Genomic DNA, 17,842 nt, shown 5'->3' on the forward strand with positions numbered 1-17,842 from the left:
CCGATCAGGCCGGCAAATGGCTGCGCTGCGCGTCTAAGGTCTTCGTCTTTTCGGTGACGACATCGCCGGTATGCTTGGTCAGCGACGGCTCGAAAAGCATGATCCAGCATTCCTCCTCAGCAACAGGATTATGCTCGACACCCCTCGGCACGACGTGAAAATCGCCGGCCTTGAGATGCACATGCGGGCGGTCGCGATATTCGATGGTCAGCGACCCCTTCCAGATGAGGAAAAGCTCGTCCTCGTCGCGGTGCGAATGCCAGGCGAGCTGGCCTTGGACCTTGGCGAGCTTGACGCTCTGGCCGTTGAGATCGGCGATGACGCGGGGCGACCAGTGCTCGGTGACCTCGGCATATTCGGTTTCGATCGTGCCGGTGTTGAAGCCCATCGTCAGACCCTTTCGATAACCGTTGCCGTGCCCATGCCAGCGCCGATGCAGAGCGTCACCAGCGCGGTGTTGAGGTCGCGGCGTTCAAGTTCGTCGAGCACCGTGCCGAGGATCATCGCGCCGGTGGCGCCGAGCGGATGGCCCATGGCGATGGCGCCACCATTGACGTTGATCCTGTCATGGTCGATGTCGAAGGCCTGCATGTAGCGCAGCACCACGGCAGCGAAAGCTTCGTTCAATTCGAAGAGGTCGATATCGGCAAGGTTCATGCCTGATCGTTTCAACAGCTTCTCGGTGACGTCGACGGGTCCGGTCAGCATCAGCGCCGGATCGGAGCCGATATTGGCGAAAGCCTTGATGCGGGCGCGCGGTTTCTTGCCCATGCTCTCACCGCCCGCCTTGGAACCAAGCAGGACGACGCTGGCACCATCGACGATGCCGGAGGAATTGCCGGCATGATGGACATAGTTGATGCGCTCGATCTCGGGATGGGCCTGGATGCCGACGGCCTCGAAGCCGCCCATCTCGCCGGGCATCTGGAAGGACGGATTGAGGGAGGCGAGCGCCTGCATATCGGTGCCGGGGCGCATATGCTCGTCCTTTGCCAGGATCGTCAGGCCGTTCTGATCCTTGACGGGGATGACTGACTTGTCGAACCAGCCCTTTTCCCAGGCATGGGCGGCACGCTTCTGGCTCTCGACCGCGTAAGCGTCGACATCGGTTCTGCTGAAGCCGTATTTGGTGGCGATCAGATCGGCCGAGACGCCCTGCGGCATGAAATAGGCCGGGAAATTCACCGAAGGATCCATGAACCAGGCGCCGCCGGACATGCCGAGGCCGACGCGCGACATGCTTTCGACGCCGCCTGCAATGACGATATCGTCGGCCCCTTGGGCGATCTTGCCGGCACCGAAATTGACGGCGTCGAGGCCGGAGGCGCAGAAGCGGGAAATCTGCATGCCGGGCGCCTTCGTGGAGTAACCGGCTTCGAAGGCAGCAGCCTTGGGGATGACGGCGCCGGCATCCATGACCGGATCGACGCAGCCCATGATGATGTCGTCGACCGTGCCCGTATCGAGCCCGTTGCGTTCGCGGATCGCCTCCAGCGTCTTTGCCGCGAGGCGGACGGAGGGCACCTCATGCAGGGCGCCGTCCTTCTTACCGCGGCCGCGCGGCGTACGCACGTGGTCGTAAATGAAAACCTCGGTCATTGTCTCATCTCCCTGATGGCAATCTATCTTGCCTCAAATCTTGGAAGGAGGAGATAAGACCCCTCCCCAGCCCTCCCCACAAGGGGGAGGGAGAACCGGCTCAAAACGCTTCGGCTGCCAGTTCCATCATCGTGTCGGCGCCGGCTTCGATGCGGGCCTTGCGAAGCGCGGTTTCCGGCATCAGGCGTTCCATGAAGAAGCGGGCGGTGACCAGCTTGTTCTTCAGGTAATCCTCGCGGGCGGCATCGCCTGACGCAAGGCCGTCCTCGGCGGCTTTGGCCATCTTCGCCCACATATAGCCGAGAATGACGAGGCCGAAGAGGTGCATGTAGTCGGTCGAGCCGGCGCCGGCATTGTCGGGTTTGGCCATGGCGTTCTGCATGAACCACATGGTCGCGCCCTGGGCGTCGTTCAAGCCCTTCTTCAGATGCTTGGTGAAGAAGGAGAGCTTTTCGTTGCTGCGGTTCTCCTCGCAGAAATCGCCGATCTCCTTGAAGAGGGCCATGGCGGCGCGGCCGCCGTTCAGCGCCAGCTTGCGGCCGACGAGATCGAGCGCCTGGATGCCGTTAGCGCCTTCATAGATCATGGCGATGCGGGCATCGCGCACATACTGGCTCATGCCGTGTTCTTCGATATAGCCGTGGCCACCGAAGACCTGCTGGGCCATGACGGCATGATCGAAGCCCTTGTCGGTCATCACACCCTTGAGGATCGGGGTGACGAGGCCGAGAATATCGTCAGCCGTCTGGCGCTCCTTCTCGTCGCTAGCGCGGTGGGCGATATCAGACTTGAGCGCGGTCCAGAGCAGGAAGGCGCGGCCGGCCTCGTTGAAGGCGCGGATGGTCATCAGCGTGCGGCGAATATCCGGATGGACGATGATCGGATCGGCCTTCTTGTCCGGCGCCTTAGGACCGGACAGCGAGCGACCCTGGATACGGTCGCGGGCATAGCTGGCGGCGTTCTGATAGGCTATCTCGGAAATGGCGATGCCCTGCAGGCCGACCATCAGGCGGGCCTCGTTCATCATCACGAACATGGCGTTGAGGCCGCGGTTTTCGGCGCCGATCAGGAAGCCGGTCGCCTCGTCGTAATTCATCACGCAGGTGGCGTTGGCGTGGATGCCCATCTTGTGCTCGATGGCGCCGCAGGAGACAGCGTTGCGGGCGCCGGGCGCGCCATCCTTGCCAACGAGGAATTTCGGAACGATGAAGAGCGAGATGCCCTTGGTGCCCTCAGGCGCACCCTCGATACGGGCCAGCACCAGATGGATGATATTGTCGGTGAGGTCGTGCTCGCCGGCAGAGATGAAGATCTTCTGGCCTGATATTTTGTAGCTGCCGTCAGCCTGCGGCACCGCCTTGGTGCGCAGCATGCCGAGATCGGTGCCGCAATGCGGCTCGGTGAGGTTCATGGTGCCGGACCAGGTGCCGTCCACCATCTTCGGCAGATAGGTGGCCTTCTGCTCATCGGAGCCGTGGACGAGGAGTGCGGCGATCGCGCCCTGCGTCAGGCCCGGATACATCATCAGCGACATGTTGGCGGCCGAGGTATATTCGCCGACGGCGGTATGCAGCGTATAGGGAAGCCCCTGACCGCCGAATTCCTCCGGCACCGCAAGACCGATCCAGCCGCCGTCGCGATAGGCTTTATACGCTTCCTTGAAGCCCTTCGGCGTCGAGACGCTTGCATCCTCGTGACGCGTGCAGCCTTCCTGATCGCCGGAATAGTTCAGCGGAAAGAGAGCTTCTTCGGCAACCCTGCCGGCCTCGCCGAGGATCGCTTCGATCATATCGGGAGTCGCGTCGGCAAAACCCGGCAGATTGTTGTAGCGCTCGAGACCCAGTACGTCGTTGAGGACGAAAAGCGTATCGTTCACCGGGGCCTTGTAGACTGGCATCTCTCAAATTCCTCCCATTCGACTGACCGGATCGCGACGGCCTTGCGACTGTCTTACAAAATATTGACGTTTGCGTAAACGTCAAATTTTGCGCTTGTGCCGTCTTTTCTTAAAAATTCGAGAGCACGAATCCGCCGCGATGAACCGCTGGAGGAACAGACGCCATCTCATCTTCCTTGTCCATCGCAGAACGAAGTGTCGGCCGAGCAGTAGCGCAGGTCGTTCCGACGTCCTACGTCTGTGGGACGATCCATCGAGGAAGACATCATGACCGACTTTCCCTATGAGAGCGCGCTTATCGTCGGCGCGGGCTCCGGCATCAGCGCATCGCTTGCCCGGCAATTGTCGGCGCAAGGCGTCAAGGTCGGGCTCGCCGCCCGCAATATCGAAAAGCTCGAGGCGCTGGTGGAGGAGACGGGCGCAAAGGCATTTGTTGCGGACGTCTCGCAGTCGGCGAGCGTCGCGGCACTCTTCGAAGAGGCCGCTGGCGCAATCGGCGGGCCTGACGTGGTGATCTTCAATGCCAGCGCGCGTCAGCGCGGCCCGCTCGCCGAACTCGATCCCGCCGAGGTCGAGAAGGCGATTGCGACCACTGCTTTCGGCGGTTTCCTGGTGGTGCAGCAGGCGGCGCGGCGGATGATCCCGCGCGGCCGCGGCGCCATCCTCATGACAGGCGCGTCGGCAAGCGTGAAGGGCTTTGCGCAATCGGCCCCCTTCGCGATGGGCAAGTTCGCGCTGCGCGGTCTTGCCCAGAGTGCCGCCCGCGAACTCGGGCCGATGGGCATCCATGTCGCGCATTTCGTCATCGACGGCGCGGTGCGCTCGCAGATCCGGCCGGACCGGGTGGAGAAGCCGGATGGCACGCTGCTGCCGGATGCGATCGCCCAGACCTATCTCGATGTGCTTCGCCAGCACCGCAGCGCATGGTCGCTGGAAGTGGAAGTTCGGCCCTGGACGGAGAGCTTCTGAGCCTCCGCTGGAGGCGGACAAAGTAACTTTCTCTGAAAGCTCAACGGGCTAGGCTTTGCCGGCAACGCTGGCTGGGAGGACACTGATGCCGCCCTGGACCATGTCACGATCGATCCACGCGATGCGCCTCAGATGATCGGTTTCCTGGAAGAGTGCATCAAGGCGGGCGGCTATCGCTACTTACGATATTCCCGACACCGGTCTCGGCCAGGTCTTGGTCTACGGCCCTGAAGGGGTGAAGACCGAGCTGCAATATCCGCGTCCGGCCTGATCGCGCGAGCGGCATTCGATCTGACGAACTGAACGGCAATTGCCGCCAAAAACGGCGTTTGGAACACAAACGTTAAAAAATTCTCATCGGCATTAACGGCTTGTTTACCACGTTTCGTGAAAGGTGCGGATTGAGCAGTAGTGATCCGCATCCTTTCCCCCGTCTCGCGTTCCCTTAGGATGCCGCTACACGTTCAGCTTGAGGAAAGTCTAATTGACTATCGTCTTATGAATGGTGCGCTCCCGTCCGCGCAAACACGCGGGCTGCAGAGGAAAAGCCAAAGATCGAGCTCTGACGAGAGGTCGAGCAGTCGAAGCGAGCAAGAAGATGAACGGATCGCGATCAAATCCTTCCCGACAGTCCGACAGGACCTCGCTCGATGCGCTGAACCGCACGATCGAAGGGCTGGAGGCGCGAATCGAAGGGCTGATGGGCAGCGGGCGCGAACAGCGGCCGCGCACGGCAGCGGCCGAGCGCGATCCTTATGCCGCTTCCCATGCTCCCCGGCCCACAAAGGTCCCGTCCGAGCCTCGGCCGGATCCGCTCGCCGAAATCCGTCAACGCCAGCGCGCGCTCGAAGCCAGCCGCGAACGGCCTTACGCACGCGAGCAGGCCCCGCAGCTTCGTGAATCGACGCCGCGGGGCGCCGCCCCAGTACCCGCACCCGCCTTGCGCGCCGGCGACGACACGATGACGGAGATCGCCCAGGCGCTCGTCAATCTGCGGCAAGACCTGAAGCGCGACATTTCCGAGGGCGTCACCCGCGAGATGAACGCGCTGCGCGCCGAGCTGCGCGACATCAAGACAAATGCCGGAGACGGCCGCTTCGCCGACGACATGCGCGCCGATATGGGCCGCCTGGCCCAGAGCATCACCCAGCTGACCGGCCGCTCCGCCGCACCGGAGGCCGCCGGCCTGCGCGAGGATTTCGAAGAGCTGCGCTCATTGATGGACGGGCTGGCGCGCGAAGATTCGCTGCGCCATTTGGAAAATCGCTGGGATGGCTTCGAAAACCGGCTTGCGGCGCTCGATACCGAGGGGTTGCAGGAAGAGCTCGTTTCGCTCGCCTATCGGCTCGACGATATCAAGCGCCATATCGGCGGCATGGGCGAAAGCCCGGCTGTTCGGGCGTTGGAAGACAAGCTCATCTCGATCGCCACGGCGATGGAGCATTTCGGCAATATGATCCAGCCGCACGACCGGGTCATGTCCGAACAGTTCGCGGCCATGGACATACGGCTCGACGAGATCAGCCGGGCAATCGCGGCAAGCGGCCGCACCGCCACTGCGAATGATCCGGGCCTGATGCAGCGGCTGGAAAGCCGGCTTGCGGCGCTCGCCGACCAGATCGACCTGATGAGCCATGATGCGGCCAGCCGCGTGAACCCGGCCGACGAGCTGGCGATGCGGCTGGAGGCGCTGACGGGACGCGTCGAGGAACTGACGAAGGCGGAATCGACGTCGCGGCTCGACGAACGGCTGGAACATCTTTCCTATCTGCTGGAGCGCACGCAGGAGACGGCGCCGCAGCCCGACCTTACCGGCACGCTTTCCGACATTTCCCGCAAGATCGACGCGCTTGAGAACGGCGCCGTCAACGACGTGCTGGCGCAGCGGCTCGACCATCTCGCCCGGCGCATCGACGAGATGGCCGATCAGCAGCAGGCGCCGGCCGCGGTGGCCGACGACGGCGCCTTCCGGCGTCTCGAAGGACGGCTGAGCGACATTGCCGCCCGGCTCGAAGAGAGTACATCGGCAGCGCCGACCGATCCGCACGCGCTGAAGAACCTCGAAGACCAGATCGCCAATCTTTCGGCACTGATGAGCGCGCCGCGCGAAAGCGCTGCGATACCTCCCGAATTCGACCGGCGCATGGGCGCGATCGAAGATTATATGGCGACGAGCGACGAATATATCATCGAGGCGGCACGCCAGGCGGCAGAGGCCGTCGTCGAGGCCTATTCACGCCATGGCGGCCCGCAGGGTGTCATGCCTGCCGCCGACATGTCGGCGCTGACGGCGTTGGCTGAGGATCTTCGTCACCTCGAGGATCTTAGCCGCGACAGCGAGGAGCGTACGCACAAGACTTTCCAGGCGCTGCACGAGACGCTGGTGCATATCGCCGACCGGCTCGACGGCATGGAAGATCGCGGCCGGCCGGCCGCCCAGATGCCGGTCGCCGACGTCGATTTCGATGTCGATCCCTATGCGCTGATGGTGGCCGAAGCCGAGATGAACAGGACGCCGGCCCCTGCCCCGGCAGCGAAGGCTTCTCCTGTTATCCGGACGGCCGAGGTCGCCGCCGAACCTGCCGCCCCGGCGCAAGCCGCCGCCATGAGCGGAACGAGCGCGATCGCCATCGAAGCCGCGACCAGGACAACGGAGACAGCAGCGACATCGGCAGGGACACAGACACCGGCAAAGGCCAGCCTGCTCGCCAGCCTCGGCAAGCGGCTGCTGCCCGGCAAGAAGGCCGAGAGCCGGGCGACCGAACGTCCGATGATCGACCCCGCGCCGTCGATTGACCCCACCGACGTGGTGCCGACCGATGCGGCAAACGAACTGCTCGAGCCCGGTTCGGGCGCGCCTGACGTAAAGAAGATCCTTGAACGGGTTCGTGCCAGCCAGAGTGCGGCACGCGGCAAACCTGCCGGCGAAACCGATCGCGCCGATTATATCGCTGCTGCGCGCCGTGCGGCGCAAGCAGCCGCGATGGAGGTGGATGCCAATCCGAAGCAGGCAGTCGGCAAGGCCGACAAGAAGGGCGTAAAGGCCGGCAAGGCTTCCGACAAAACGGGCAAGACCAGCGCCTTTTCGCGCTACCGGCGACCGATTCTGCTGGCGGTCGGCGCCGTGCTGCTCGCCATCATGGCCTTTCCGCTGGCCCGAACGCTGACAAGCGGCGAGCGCGCGCCGCAGCCGCAAGCAGAAGTTTCGGCGCTGACCGGCGCGGAAAATCCGCCGCCGGCCTTGCCTGACGCGACACCTGCCCAGCCGGATGCCGCCGCTCTCGGAACGACCGCTCCGGCAGCGGAAGCTGTACCGCCCGCCGCCGAACAGGCGCAGCCGGAAGCAACCCCACCGATCGGCGGCGACCATCTGACCGATATGACGCCGCTTGACGGCGAAGGGGCTGCGACCTTTGCCCCTCCCGGTCCGTCGGGTGCGGCACAGGAGACATCGGGCTTCGTTGCGAACGCCCCGGCTGCGGCAGCGCCCGCACCGGCCATCGCCATTCCCGACACCGTCCAGCCGAAATCGCTTGCCGATGCGGCGAGCGGCGGCGATGCGCTGGCGCTGTTCGAGATCGGCGCGCGTTATTCCGACGGCCGCAACGGCATGACGGTCGATCAGAAGCAGGCCGCAGGCTGGTACCAGATTGCGGCCGACAAAGGCTTTGCGCCTGCGCAATATCGGCTCGGCAGCATGTACGAAAAGGGCAACGGCGTCGAACGCGACATTGCCAAGGCGAAGGGTTTTTACGAGCAAGCGGCAAACCAGGGCAATGCCAGCGCCATGCACAATCTTGCCGTGCTCTACGCCTCCGGCGCCCTCGGCCAGCAGGATTATGCGACGGCCGCCTCGTGGTTCACCAAGGCCGCGAACCTCGGCATCACCGACAGCCAGTTCAACCTGGCGATCCTCTGCGCGCGCGGCAACGGGGTTCCGGCGGATCTCGAAGAATCCTACAAATGGTTTGCGATCGCCGCCAAGGGCGGCGACAAGGATGCGGCGCAGAAGCGCGACGAAGTGGCCAAAGCCATGAAGCCCGACCAGCTCGAACGGGCGCGCGCCAAGGCCGATCTCTGGAAGGCGGAGCCGGTCGACCACCGCACGAACGCCATCGACATCCCCGACGAATGGGCCGGCACCGGCTTGAAGACGGCGAGCGTCGACATGAAGAAGGCGATCCGCAACATCCAGGCGATCCTCAACAATAACGGCTTCGACGCCGGCGTGCCGGATGGCGAAATGGGTGCCAAGACCGTGACCGCGATCAAGAACTTCCAGAAGTCCGTCGGCCAGGAGCCGGACGGCAAGGTGACCGACGCGACCGTGAAGGCGCTGCTCGAACGCAACAAGCAGGGCAGCAAGGCAATCTGAGGCGTAGCGGCGTTATCGTCGACATAGGAGATCGCCGCCTGCCCCTCATCCGGCTGCCGCCACCTTCTCCCCGTAAACGGGGCGAAGGGGATATGCCGCACCCTCTCCGTCCCCACCAACCTTGCGCGGGGCACGTCCCCTCGCCCCGTTTACGGGGAGAGGGTTAGGGTGAGGGGCGGCCCAGCCATGGCGCGAGCCGGACTACGAGCCCAAGCGTGGCGAAAGAGACGTCGGCCGATTTTGTCAGCAATCCGGCCTGGCGGCACTATGCCGCAAGGCTTTTTTCAATTTTGCCCTCGCCTGTCACAAAACCTGAAAAAAGCCGGATTATGCCCGGACATATCGATCCGCGCATCCGGCGAATCCTCTGCCACCGATCTCTCCGTCAATCTCTATGGCTAATCACGGGGCCGATCGAAAGCCTCTGGCAACGATTTCACAGTATGGTGCGCATTCGAACGGGGACGTGACAAGAAACCGCCCGGCAGGAGCGGTCATCATTCGGGGTCGGCTGTGACAATCTATCTGCCCATCGCAGAATTGTCGGTGAACATCTTCATCATTCTCGGCATGGGGGCGGCCGTCGGATTCCTGTCTGGAATGTTCGGCGTCGGCGGCGGTTTTCTCATAACGCCGCTGTTGATCTTCTACAACATTCCCCCGGTTGTCGCAGTTGCGACCGGCGCCAACCAGGTGGTGGCGTCGTCGATATCTGGCGCGATCTCGCATTTCAGGCGCGGCTCGCTCGACGTCAAGCTCGGGACGGTGCTGCTGGTCGGTGGCCTCGCGGGTGCGACGGTCGGCATCTGGATCTTCTCGCTGTTGCGCCGCATCGGCCAGCTCGATCTCATCATCTCACTGATGTATGTCATCTTCCTCGGCACCGTCGGCGGACTGATGCTGCTCGAAAGCATCAATGCCATGCGACGGGCAGCGCGCAACGAGCCGCCCGCACCGCGCAAGCCCGGCCACCAGCACTGGGTGCATAAGCTGCCGCTGAAGGTGCGCTTCAAGAAATCAAAGATCTTTCTCAGCGTCATTCCGATCGTGGCACTCGGGTTTGCGATCGGAATCCTCACCTCGATCATGGGTGTCGGCGGCGGCTTCATCATGGTGCCGGCGATGATCTACCTGTTGCGCATCCCGACCAATGTCGTCGTCGGTACCTCGCTGTTCCAGATCATCTTCGTGACCGCCTATACGACGATCGTGCAGGCGGCGACGAACTTTTCCGTCGACATCGTGCTCGCCTTCATCCTGATGGTGGCGGGTGTGATTGGGGCGCAATACGGCGTGCGCGTCGGCCAAAAACTGCGCGGCGAGCAGCTGCGCGCCCTACTCGGCCTGCTGGTGCTCGCCGTCGGCGTGCGTCTGGCAGTCGCGCTGGTGGTGACGCCGGCCGACGTCTATTCGGTGGTGATGGGAGCGGGCAACTGATGCGCATGGTTGCCGCCGTCATCGCCTTGCTTTTCCTGCTGCCGGCGGTAGCCGCGGCGCAGTGGCTACCGGGGCAGGCAACGGAAGCGGTGCGTGAAGGGCTGGAAATCGGCACGTCGACCAGCGAAATCGCGATCACCTCGGATTTCCACGGCGCGGATCTGACCATCTTCGGGGCGCTCTCGAACACCGACCAGTTGCTGCTCGCGGTCGGCCAGTATGACGTGGTCGTGGTGCTGGAAGGCCCGCGCGAGGATGCGACGGTGCGCAGGAAGGAACGCGTCTTCGGCATCTGGGTGAACACCCGCTCGATGACCTTCGAAGCGGTGCCGCATTCCTATTCGATGTCGAGTTCACGTATGATCGACGACGTGGTGACGCCGCTAGACCTGACTGATCAAGGGATCGGCATCGACCACATTCCGCTGACGCCGGTCGGCTTCGTCGGCGACGGCAGCAATCTCGGCGAGTTCCGCGAGGCTTTTCGGCGGCTGCAGCAGGGCGGCGGGCTCTATGACCGCAACCCGAGCGGCGTGCGGTTCGTTTCCTCCAACCTGTTCAAGGCGAGCCTGCGCCTGCCGGCAAACATTCCAAACGGGGTGCACACCGTACGCGCCTACCTCTTCAAGAGCGGCCTTTTCGTCACCGAAAAATCGTTGCCGCTGCGGGTCATCAAGACCGGCATCGAGCAGACGATCACCGATGCGGCGCATGAGCAGCCGATCCTCTATGGCTTTGCGGCCGTGCTGCTCGCCGTCATCACCGGCTGGGGTGCCAGCCTGATCTTCCGCAAGGACTGATCGCCAAGGGGGCGGTACTCCATTTCTTCCTATTACCTAGATCAGGCGTCGAGCCCGCTGCGCGGGAGCTGCTTGCCCGGACCTTTTAACGCTGTTCATCCGTTTTCCTAAAAACCGCTTGCATTTTGCTATCAGTCGATCTAGCTTTCAACCAGTTGCTGAACAAAACCAGTTTCAAGATGGATGACAATTCAGAAGGAGGATGGAAATGAGAAAGCTTGTTGTATGGAACCTGATGACGCTCGATGGTTATTTCGAAGGCACGAAGCCCTGGGATATCGACTTCCACAATTTCGCCTGGGGGCCCGAGCTGCAGCGCTATGCCGAACAATTCGGCAGGGAGGGCGATCTGCTGGTGTTTGGCCGCAAGACCTATGAGGGCATGGCCTCCTATTGGCCGACTGCCGAGGGCGAAGGTGAGATCAAGGCCTATATGAACGGCATCGCCAAAATTGCCGTGTCGCGGACGATGAGCGAGCCCGGCTGGAACAATGCCCGCGTCGTCAGCGATCCGATCCCCGAATTGACGCGGCTGAAGCAGGAGGACGGCAAGACGATCTTCATCTTCGGCAGCGCCGAGCTTGCCGACACTCTGCTGAAGGCGGGCCTTATCGACGAGATCAGGGTTTGCCTGGTGCCGGTGATCCTCGGCGGAGGTAACGCGCTTTTCAAGCCTGCCGAAGACCAGGTGCCGCTAAAGCTCATCGAATCCTCGACGACGGAAGGCGGCGCGGTGATCCTCCGCTACGAACCCGTCAAAGCGTAGTGGATGGGATTATGTGATGAAGCGGCGGCCGTTTCCGATGGCTGCCCCTCACCCTAACCCTCTCCCCGTTCTGACGGGGAGAGGGGACGTGCCCTGTGAGAGGTGGAGCGTGGAACAGAGAGGGTGCGGCATGCCCCCTTCGCCCCGTTTACGGGGAGAAGGTGCCGGCAGGCGGATGAGGGGCCGGTGCCGGCTAGAGGGAAGTTCGCATTCGACTAAAAACCGGTTTTTAATATTTACGAGTTAGTAATCTCTCGAAAACGAGAGGTTTTGTCATGCGTACTCGTATCGTTCTGACGGCCGTGGGTCTCGCGTTGCTTGCCGGCTGCGCGACGGCGCCGAAGCAGACGAGGAACATCTGTGCCGTCTTCGACGAGCGCGACGGGCTCTTCTCCAGCTGGCAGAGCGCCGCCGAACGGACGGAGAAGAAGTACGGCGTGCCCGTGCCGATCCTGATGGCGACGATGTATACCGAGTCCGGCTTCCAGCCCTATGCGCGGCCGCCGCGCACCAAGCTGTTCGGCTTCATTCCCTGGACCCGGCCTTCGACGGCCTACGGCTATTCGCAAGCACTCGACGGGACCTGGGATCACTACCAGTCGCAGACGGGGAACTGGACGGCGCGGCGGGCGAACTTCGCCGATGCGATCGATTTCATCGGCTGGTATCACTATCAGAACAGTAAGGAGACCGGCATTCCGCTGAACGATGCCTATAATCTCTATCTTGCCTATTATTCCGGTCCGACAGGGTACAAACGCGGCGACTGGCGCTCGAACGGGCAATTACAGCAGACGGCGCAGAAGTTTGCGCGGATGGCAGGGACGTATCAGCGGCAGTTGCAGGAGTGCGATTGAGTTTAGGTGGTTCCGTCCAAATATGACGGCGCTATCCCCACAAATTCCCGTACCTGACCGAATAAATCCGATCCTTGCCGAGCAGATGCGCCACCAGCAAAGCCTTGTCGAACAGACCCTTCATCGCCTGGTGACCGAGATCCAGACCGCCGCTCATGACGCCGAAGGCCGGCATCAGCAGGCGGGCGCCGTCGGTGGCAAAGCACGGGCGGCGGACGGATTTCTCGCGGCGGCGCACGGTCGCCGACGGGTGCAGGTGGCCGGCGATTTCGCCGCTCTGCAAGCCGTTCTTCGGCTCGTGCCGGAAGGTCAGGCCGGCATAATGCATCTCATCGGCAGATGTGCCCGGCAGATCGACGATGCCATCCGGATCATGGTTGCCATTGATCCAGATCCATTCGCGGCCGCGCGCCATCTCGACGATCAGGGCGCGAAAATTCTCCGGCAGGTGCTTGGAACCGATGCGGTCGTGAAAATTGTCGCCGAGCGAAATGACGAGCTTCGGGTTATAGCGGGAAATGACGGCGGCCAGCACGGTCAGCGTCGCCAGCGTATCGTAAGGCGGCAGCATCATGCCGCGGCGCGCAAAGGCTGCGCCCTTTTCCAGATGCAGGTCGGAAACAACGAGCAGACCGGCATCCGGCAGATAGAGGGCGCCGAGCGGATCGCAGACGGCGGCAATGCCATGGACCGATGTCTCGATGCCCGGCATCGCGGCCAGTCCTGATATGTCGCGCGCCAGCGCCAGGCGGTTCATCACGGTCGTCATTCCCAAATCGTCGTCAGGCCTAAATCGTCGGGCCCTAATTCTCACCAGGCCCGATTCTCGTCAAGCGAGCGCTTCGGCGATCAGATCGTCCGCCGCTTCGGCCAGCAGCGCATCATGGGCCTCGCCCGGCACCGCCTCGCGTCCGATCTCCAGCATCACCGGCACGGCGAGAGGGGAGATGTGGTCGAGGGCGCGGTGGGTGATGTGGCCCCTGATTCGCCTCAGCATATCGCCAAGGCGGCCAATATCCAAAAGTCCCGTCGCCGCATCCTGCCGCGTCGCCTGCAAGAGGATGTGATCGGGCTCGTGGCTGCGCAGCACGTCGTAGATCAGATCGGCGGAGACGGTGATCTGGCGGCCGCTCTTTTCCTTGCCCGGATGGCGGCGCTCGATCAAGCCTGCAATCACGGCGCAATTGCGGAAGGTGCGCTTCAACAGGAAGGATTCGTCCAGCCAGGCTTCGAGATCGTCGCCGAGCATGTCCTCGTCGAAGAGGTCGGAGAGGCTGAGCCGGCCATTGCCGATCATCAGCCCCATATCCTCGAGGCCCCAGATGGCCAGCGAATAATCGGTGGCGACGAAACCGAGGGGCTTGGCGCCTATCCGCTCCAGCCGGCGGGTGAGCAGCATGCCGAGCGTCTGGTGGGCAAGACGGCCTTCGAAGGGATAAGCGACCATATAGGCGCGGCTGCCGCGCGGGAAGGTTTCGATCAGGAACTCGTCACGCTTCGGCAGCATCGACTTGTCGTCCTGCAGCGACAGCCAGTCGCGCACCTGATCCGGCAGGTGGCGCCAGCGATCGGGATCGGCGATCATCGCCCGCACCTGCTCGGCGAGATAGGTCGACAGCGGAAACTTGCCGCCATTGTAGGAGGGGATCTTCGGATCGAGCGAAAAGGCCTGCGACGCCAGGCACTCATTTTCGCGGATGCCCTCGAAGCGCAGCACCTTGCCGGAGAAGACGAAGGTATCGCCCGGCGACAATTGCTCGAGGAAATATTCCTCGACCTTCCCCAGCGTGGCGCCGCCGCGGCCGATCCTGCCGCCCTCGCCGCGCTTGACCATGCGGATATTCAGCATCGGGCTCTCGACGATGGTGCCGAGGTTGAGACGGTATTGCTGGGCAACTGCCGGATTGGAGACGCGCCAACGGCCCTCCGCTGTCTTGCGGATGCGGGCGTAACGCTCATAGGTGCGGAGCGCATAACCGCCGGTCGCGACGAAATCGACGACGCGCTCGAAGGTCTCCCAACTCAGATCGGCATAGGGCGAGGCGCTGATGACCTCATCGTAGAGGTCCAACATGTCGAAAGGTTCGGCGCAGGCCATGCCGAGCACATGCTGAGCGAGCACATCGAGCGCGCCGCGGCCGACCGGCCGGGTGTCCTGCGCGCCTATATAATTGGCATCGAGGGCAGCCTGGCACTCCATGACCTCGAAACGGTTGGCCGGCACGAGGATCGCCTTCGAGGGCTCGTCCATGCGGTGGTTGGCGCGACCGATGCGCTGGGCAAGACGCGAGGCGCCCTTCGGCGCGCCGACATGAATGACGAGATCGACATCGCCCCAGTCGATGCCGAGATCGAGGGTGGAGGTGGCGACGACGGCGCGCAGCCGGTTTTCGGCCATCGCCGCCTCGACCTTGCGGCGCTGGGTGACGTCGAGGGAGCCGTGATGGAGCGCGATCGGCAGGTTGTCGTCATTGATCGTCCAGAGCGCCTGGAAAAGCATCTCGGCCTGGCTGCGGGTGTTGACGAAGAGCAGCGTCGTGCGGTGTTCGACAAGCTGGCGGTACACGTCGGGAATGGCATATCGGGCGGAATGGCCGGACCAGGGAATACGCTCCTCGGTCGACAGGATCGAGATATCGGGCTTGGCGCCGCCTTCGACGACGACGAGGCCGGCATGATGTTCGTTACCCTCTTCCTGGCCGACCAGCCATTTCTGCAGATCCATCGGTTCGGCGACGGTGGCGGAGAGGCCGATCGTCTTGAGACCGGGGGCAAGGCGACGCAGGCGGGCAAGGCCCAGCGAAAGCATGTGGCCGCGCTTGGAGGTGACCAGCGAATGCAACTCGTCGAGGACGATATATTTCAGATCCTTGAAGAAGCGCTCGGCCTCCCGGTTCGCCAGCAGCAGGGCGACCTGTTCCGGCGTCGTCAGCAGAATATCCGGCGGGTTGAGCTTCTGGCGTTGGCGCTTGGCGTTGGGCGTATCGCCGGTGCGGTTTTCGACGGTGACAGGCAGGCCCATCTCCTCGACCGGCTTCATCAGATTGCGCTCGATATCGATGGCAAGCGCCTTCAGCGGAGAGACATAGAGCGTGTGGATGCCGGTGAAGGCGGAGCCCGGCGGGATCTTGCCGCGGCGGGTGAGATCGGTGAGCGAGGGCAGGAAACCGGCGAGCGTCTTGCCGGCGCCGGTCGGCGCAATCAGCAGCGTACTTTCGCCCGCCTCGGCGCGGGCAAGCAGCTCCAGCTGATGGACGCGCGGTCGCCAGCCCTTTTCCGCAAACCAGCGGGTAAAGGCGGCAGGCAGCAGGGCACGGGCTTCGGAATCGATCTGGTCCACGCCTGGAAGGTAGTGAAATGCAGGGGAAAAAGAAGAGCCGCGAGCCTTTACATGGCGATATAGCGGTCCTTGCGGTGGTTGATGGCGATTGTGAGGTTGAGAACGATCGCACCGAGCACGGAGCAGGCGATGATGAAGGGGCTTGCGACGAAGAAGGAGAGCGCCAGGATGATGCCGTCGAAGCCGAGCTGGACGAAGCCGGCGCGCCAGCCGAAGCGATCCTGGATATAGAGGGCGAGAATGCCGATGCCGCCGAGGCTGGCGCGGTGGCGGAAGAGCGCCAGCATGCCGGCGCCGATGACGAGGCCGCCGAAGAGCGCACCGGCGATAGGATCGACATGCGCCATGCTGATGAAACCCGAAACGAATTCGGACAGGACCGAGGTCAGCGCGATGGCGGCGAAGGTCTTGATGGTGAAGGCGAGACCCAAGCGGCGGAAGGCGAGATAATAGAAGGGCAGGTTCACGACAAAGAAGCAGAGGCCGAAGCTGAAGCCTGTCGCATAATGGGCGAGGAAGGCTAAACCCGCCGTGCCGCCGGCAAGCAGCCCCGCGCCGGAGAGAAGCGTTACGCCAAGCACGGCGAGCATGCTGCCGGCGACGATGCCCTGAGCGTCGTCGAAGAGCGAGTGACGATCGGCGCTGGAATTCAGAAGGCCTGCAAAAGCGTTGGCTGCCATGTTGTTCCCCTGTCGGCTTTTCGTCTTCTATCCGGGGTCAGGATAAAGGCAAGTGGCAAGCAGCAAGGACGCCTCTTGACTCCCGGCTTAATCGTGGATATTTTTTATCCACGAATTGAGGAGGCCAGGTGCATGAAGATGGGCGATGGGGTCGAGCAGGCCATTCACAGCGTTGCGATGCTTTCCGGCCTTTCCGAAGGCGGCGTGCTGTCGGCGGCCGCGCTGGCAGAATTCCACGGCGTCTCGACAAGCTATCTGCTGAAGCATCTGCAGGCACTGTCGGGCGCCGGCATTCTCGATACCGTACCGGGTCCGAAGGGTGGCTATCGGCTGGCAAAAGCGCCGAAGGAGATTTCGCTGCTCGACATCGTGCTCGCGGTCGAGGGATCTGCACCGGCGTTCCGTTGCGCCGAAATCCGCCAGCGCGGACCGAACCCGGTCTCCGATCGCTTGTTCGCCAAGCCCTGCACCATCAACGCGGCGATGCTCAAAGCCGAACAAGTCTACCGCGCCGAACTCGCCAAGACGAGCCTGGCCGATATCGGAATCGAACTTGCCGCCGTCGACGACGGATCGATCGCAGCTAGAGGCTGCGCCTTCCTTGAAATCCATGAACGCAAGACGGCTCGTTGAGCCGCAACAAAGGAGAAAGAGCATGCAACCACGTTTCAACTTCGCCAAAGCCGCTCCCGATGCCTACAAGGCAGTCGCCGCGATCGAGCAATATGTCCAGTCCTCCGGGCTGGAGCGCCGCTTCATCCACCTGATCAAGCTGCGCGCTTCGCAGATCAACGGCTGTGCCTATTGCGTCGACATGCATGTGAAGGAAGCCCGCCATGATGGGCTCTCCGAACAATGGATCAACCTGATGTGCGTCTGGCGGGAATCGCCGGTCTATGATGCCCGCGAACGGGCGCTGCTCGGCTGGGTCGACGCGGTGACCAATATCGCCAAAACAGGCGCGCCGGATGCCGATTACGAGGCGCTGAAGGTACATTTCTCCGAGAAGGAGATGACTGAGATTACGGTGGCGATCGGCGCGATCAATATCTGGAACCGGCTGGCTGTCGGCTTCCGCTCGCAGCATCCGCTCGATGCGGCGCAGAAAGCAGCCTGAGGCTT

At 62.9% G+C, this 17,842-nt stretch carries 14 protein-coding genes; 8 read left to right on the plus strand and 6 right to left on the minus strand.

Annotated elements, in window-relative coordinates:
* Nucleotides 1-4 precede the first annotated feature (4 nt).
* From V8P77_RS29250 to V8P77_RS29260, 3 genes are all read right to left on the minus strand, one after another.
* Nucleotides 5-388 (minus strand): cupin domain-containing protein, encoded by a 384-nt coding sequence (locus V8P77_RS29250; RefSeq protein WP_335915637.1) that lies wholly within the window; start codon nucleotides 386-388, stop codon nucleotides 5-7.
* Nucleotides 389-390: 2 nt separating this feature from the next.
* On the minus strand, nucleotides 391-1,599 hold the full coding sequence (locus tag V8P77_RS29255; protein WP_003545264.1) for an acetyl-CoA C-acetyltransferase: 1,209 nt from the start codon (nucleotides 1,597-1,599) through the stop codon (nucleotides 391-393).
* 100 nt (nucleotides 1,600-1,699) lie between these two features.
* Nucleotides 1,700-3,496: an acyl-CoA dehydrogenase C-terminal domain-containing protein gene (locus tag V8P77_RS29260; RefSeq protein ID WP_335915639.1), complete on the minus strand. Its 1,797-nt coding sequence runs from the start codon at nucleotides 3,494-3,496 to the stop codon at nucleotides 1,700-1,702.
* Nucleotides 3,497-3,763: 267 nt separating this feature from the next.
* Between V8P77_RS29260 and V8P77_RS29265 the strand changes: the two genes are divergently transcribed.
* The 6 genes from V8P77_RS29265 to V8P77_RS29290 all read left to right on the plus strand — a co-directional run bounded on the left by V8P77_RS29265 (nucleotide 3,764) and on the right by V8P77_RS29290 (nucleotide 12,700).
* A complete protein-coding gene (locus V8P77_RS29265; protein ID WP_335915641.1) occupies nucleotides 3,764-4,465 on the plus strand; it encodes an SDR family NAD(P)-dependent oxidoreductase in 702 nt (233 codons plus the stop codon).
* A 598-nt stretch (nucleotides 4,466-5,063) separates the two neighbouring features.
* A complete protein-coding gene (locus V8P77_RS29270; protein WP_335915642.1) occupies nucleotides 5,064-8,840 on the plus strand; it encodes a peptidoglycan-binding protein in 3,777 nt (1,258 codons plus the stop codon).
* A gap of 513 nt (nucleotides 8,841-9,353) precedes the next feature.
* Nucleotides 9,354-10,277: a sulfite exporter TauE/SafE family protein gene (locus tag V8P77_RS29275; RefSeq protein WP_335915643.1), complete on the plus strand. Its 924-nt coding sequence runs from the start codon at nucleotides 9,354-9,356 to the stop codon at nucleotides 10,275-10,277.
* Complete coding sequence (locus tag V8P77_RS29280; RefSeq protein ID WP_335915644.1) at nucleotides 10,277-11,077, plus strand: TIGR02186 family protein; 801 nt, start codon at nucleotides 10,277-10,279, stop codon at nucleotides 11,075-11,077. The genes V8P77_RS29275 and V8P77_RS29280 overlap by 1 nt, the downstream gene beginning before the upstream one ends.
* A gap of 208 nt (nucleotides 11,078-11,285) precedes the next feature.
* Entirely contained in the window at nucleotides 11,286-11,843 is a 558-nt protein-coding gene (locus V8P77_RS29285; protein ID WP_335915645.1) for a dihydrofolate reductase family protein, read from the plus strand.
* 275 nt (nucleotides 11,844-12,118) lie between these two features.
* Nucleotides 12,119-12,700, plus strand: a complete 582-nt coding sequence (locus V8P77_RS29290; RefSeq protein WP_335915647.1) for a transglycosylase SLT domain-containing protein — start codon at nucleotides 12,119-12,121, stop codon at nucleotides 12,698-12,700.
* Nucleotides 12,701-12,731: 31 nt separating this feature from the next.
* On the opposite strand, the gene pdeM is transcribed toward V8P77_RS29290, so the two are convergent.
* The 3 genes from pdeM to V8P77_RS29305 are packed head-to-tail and all read right to left on the minus strand — an operon-like array spanning nucleotide 12,732 to nucleotide 16,720.
* A complete protein-coding gene (pdeM, locus tag V8P77_RS29295) occupies nucleotides 12,732-13,469 on the minus strand; it encodes a ligase-associated DNA damage response endonuclease PdeM (protein ID WP_316028772.1) in 738 nt (245 codons plus the stop codon).
* A 60-nt stretch (nucleotides 13,470-13,529) separates the two neighbouring features.
* Nucleotides 13,530-16,040, minus strand: coding sequence for a ligase-associated DNA damage response DEXH box helicase (locus tag V8P77_RS29300; protein WP_335915648.1), 2,511 nt, complete (start codon nucleotides 16,038-16,040; stop codon nucleotides 13,530-13,532).
* Nucleotides 16,041-16,087: 47 nt separating this feature from the next.
* A complete protein-coding gene (locus tag V8P77_RS29305; protein WP_335915650.1) occupies nucleotides 16,088-16,720 on the minus strand; it encodes a YitT family protein in 633 nt (210 codons plus the stop codon).
* A gap of 132 nt (nucleotides 16,721-16,852) precedes the next feature.
* Here V8P77_RS29305 and V8P77_RS29310 point away from each other — a divergent pair, with 132 nt between their 5' ends.
* Nucleotides 16,853-17,353, plus strand: coding sequence for an RrF2 family transcriptional regulator (locus V8P77_RS29310; RefSeq protein ID WP_335915652.1), 501 nt, complete (start codon nucleotides 16,853-16,855; stop codon nucleotides 17,351-17,353).
* A gap of 22 nt (nucleotides 17,354-17,375) precedes the next feature.
* Nucleotides 17,376-17,837 (plus strand): carboxymuconolactone decarboxylase family protein, encoded by a 462-nt coding sequence (locus V8P77_RS29315; RefSeq protein ID WP_335915653.1) that lies wholly within the window; start codon nucleotides 17,376-17,378, stop codon nucleotides 17,835-17,837.
* The last annotated feature ends 5 nt before the right edge of the window (nucleotides 17,838-17,842 follow it).

The organism is Rhizobium aouanii (assembly GCF_037002925.1).
Taxonomy (GTDB): Bacteria; Pseudomonadota; Alphaproteobacteria; order Rhizobiales; family Rhizobiaceae; genus Rhizobium; species Rhizobium aouanii.

Coding starts and splice junctions, on each gene's coding strand:
- V8P77_RS29285 (WP_335915645.1), top strand. CDS start 11,286: ATGAGAAAGCTTGTTGTATGGAACCTGATGACGCTCGATGGTTATTTC.
- V8P77_RS29290 (WP_335915647.1), top strand. CDS start 12,119: ATGCGTACTCGTATCGTTCTGACGGCCGTGGGTCTCGCGTTGCTTGCC.
- V8P77_RS29255 (WP_003545264.1), bottom strand. CDS start 1,599: ATGACCGAGGTTTTCATTTACGACCACGTGCGTACGCCGCGCGGCCGC.
- pdeM (WP_316028772.1), bottom strand. CDS start 13,469: ATGACGACCGTGATGAACCGCCTGGCGCTGGCGCGCGACATATCAGGA.
- V8P77_RS29250 (WP_335915637.1), bottom strand. CDS start 388: ATGGGCTTCAACACCGGCACGATCGAAACCGAATATGCCGAGGTCACC.
- V8P77_RS29305 (WP_335915650.1), bottom strand. CDS start 16,720: ATGGCAGCCAACGCTTTTGCAGGCCTTCTGAATTCCAGCGCCGATCGT.
- V8P77_RS29315 (WP_335915653.1), top strand. CDS start 17,376: ATGCAACCACGTTTCAACTTCGCCAAAGCCGCTCCCGATGCCTACAAG.
- V8P77_RS29310 (WP_335915652.1), top strand. CDS start 16,853: ATGAAGATGGGCGATGGGGTCGAGCAGGCCATTCACAGCGTTGCGATG.
- V8P77_RS29265 (WP_335915641.1), top strand. CDS start 3,764: ATGACCGACTTTCCCTATGAGAGCGCGCTTATCGTCGGCGCGGGCTCC.
- V8P77_RS29280 (WP_335915644.1), top strand. CDS start 10,277: ATGCGCATGGTTGCCGCCGTCATCGCCTTGCTTTTCCTGCTGCCGGCG.
- V8P77_RS29270 (WP_335915642.1), top strand. CDS start 5,064: ATGAACGGATCGCGATCAAATCCTTCCCGACAGTCCGACAGGACCTCG.
- V8P77_RS29260 (WP_335915639.1), bottom strand. CDS start 3,496: ATGCCAGTCTACAAGGCCCCGGTGAACGATACGCTTTTCGTCCTCAAC.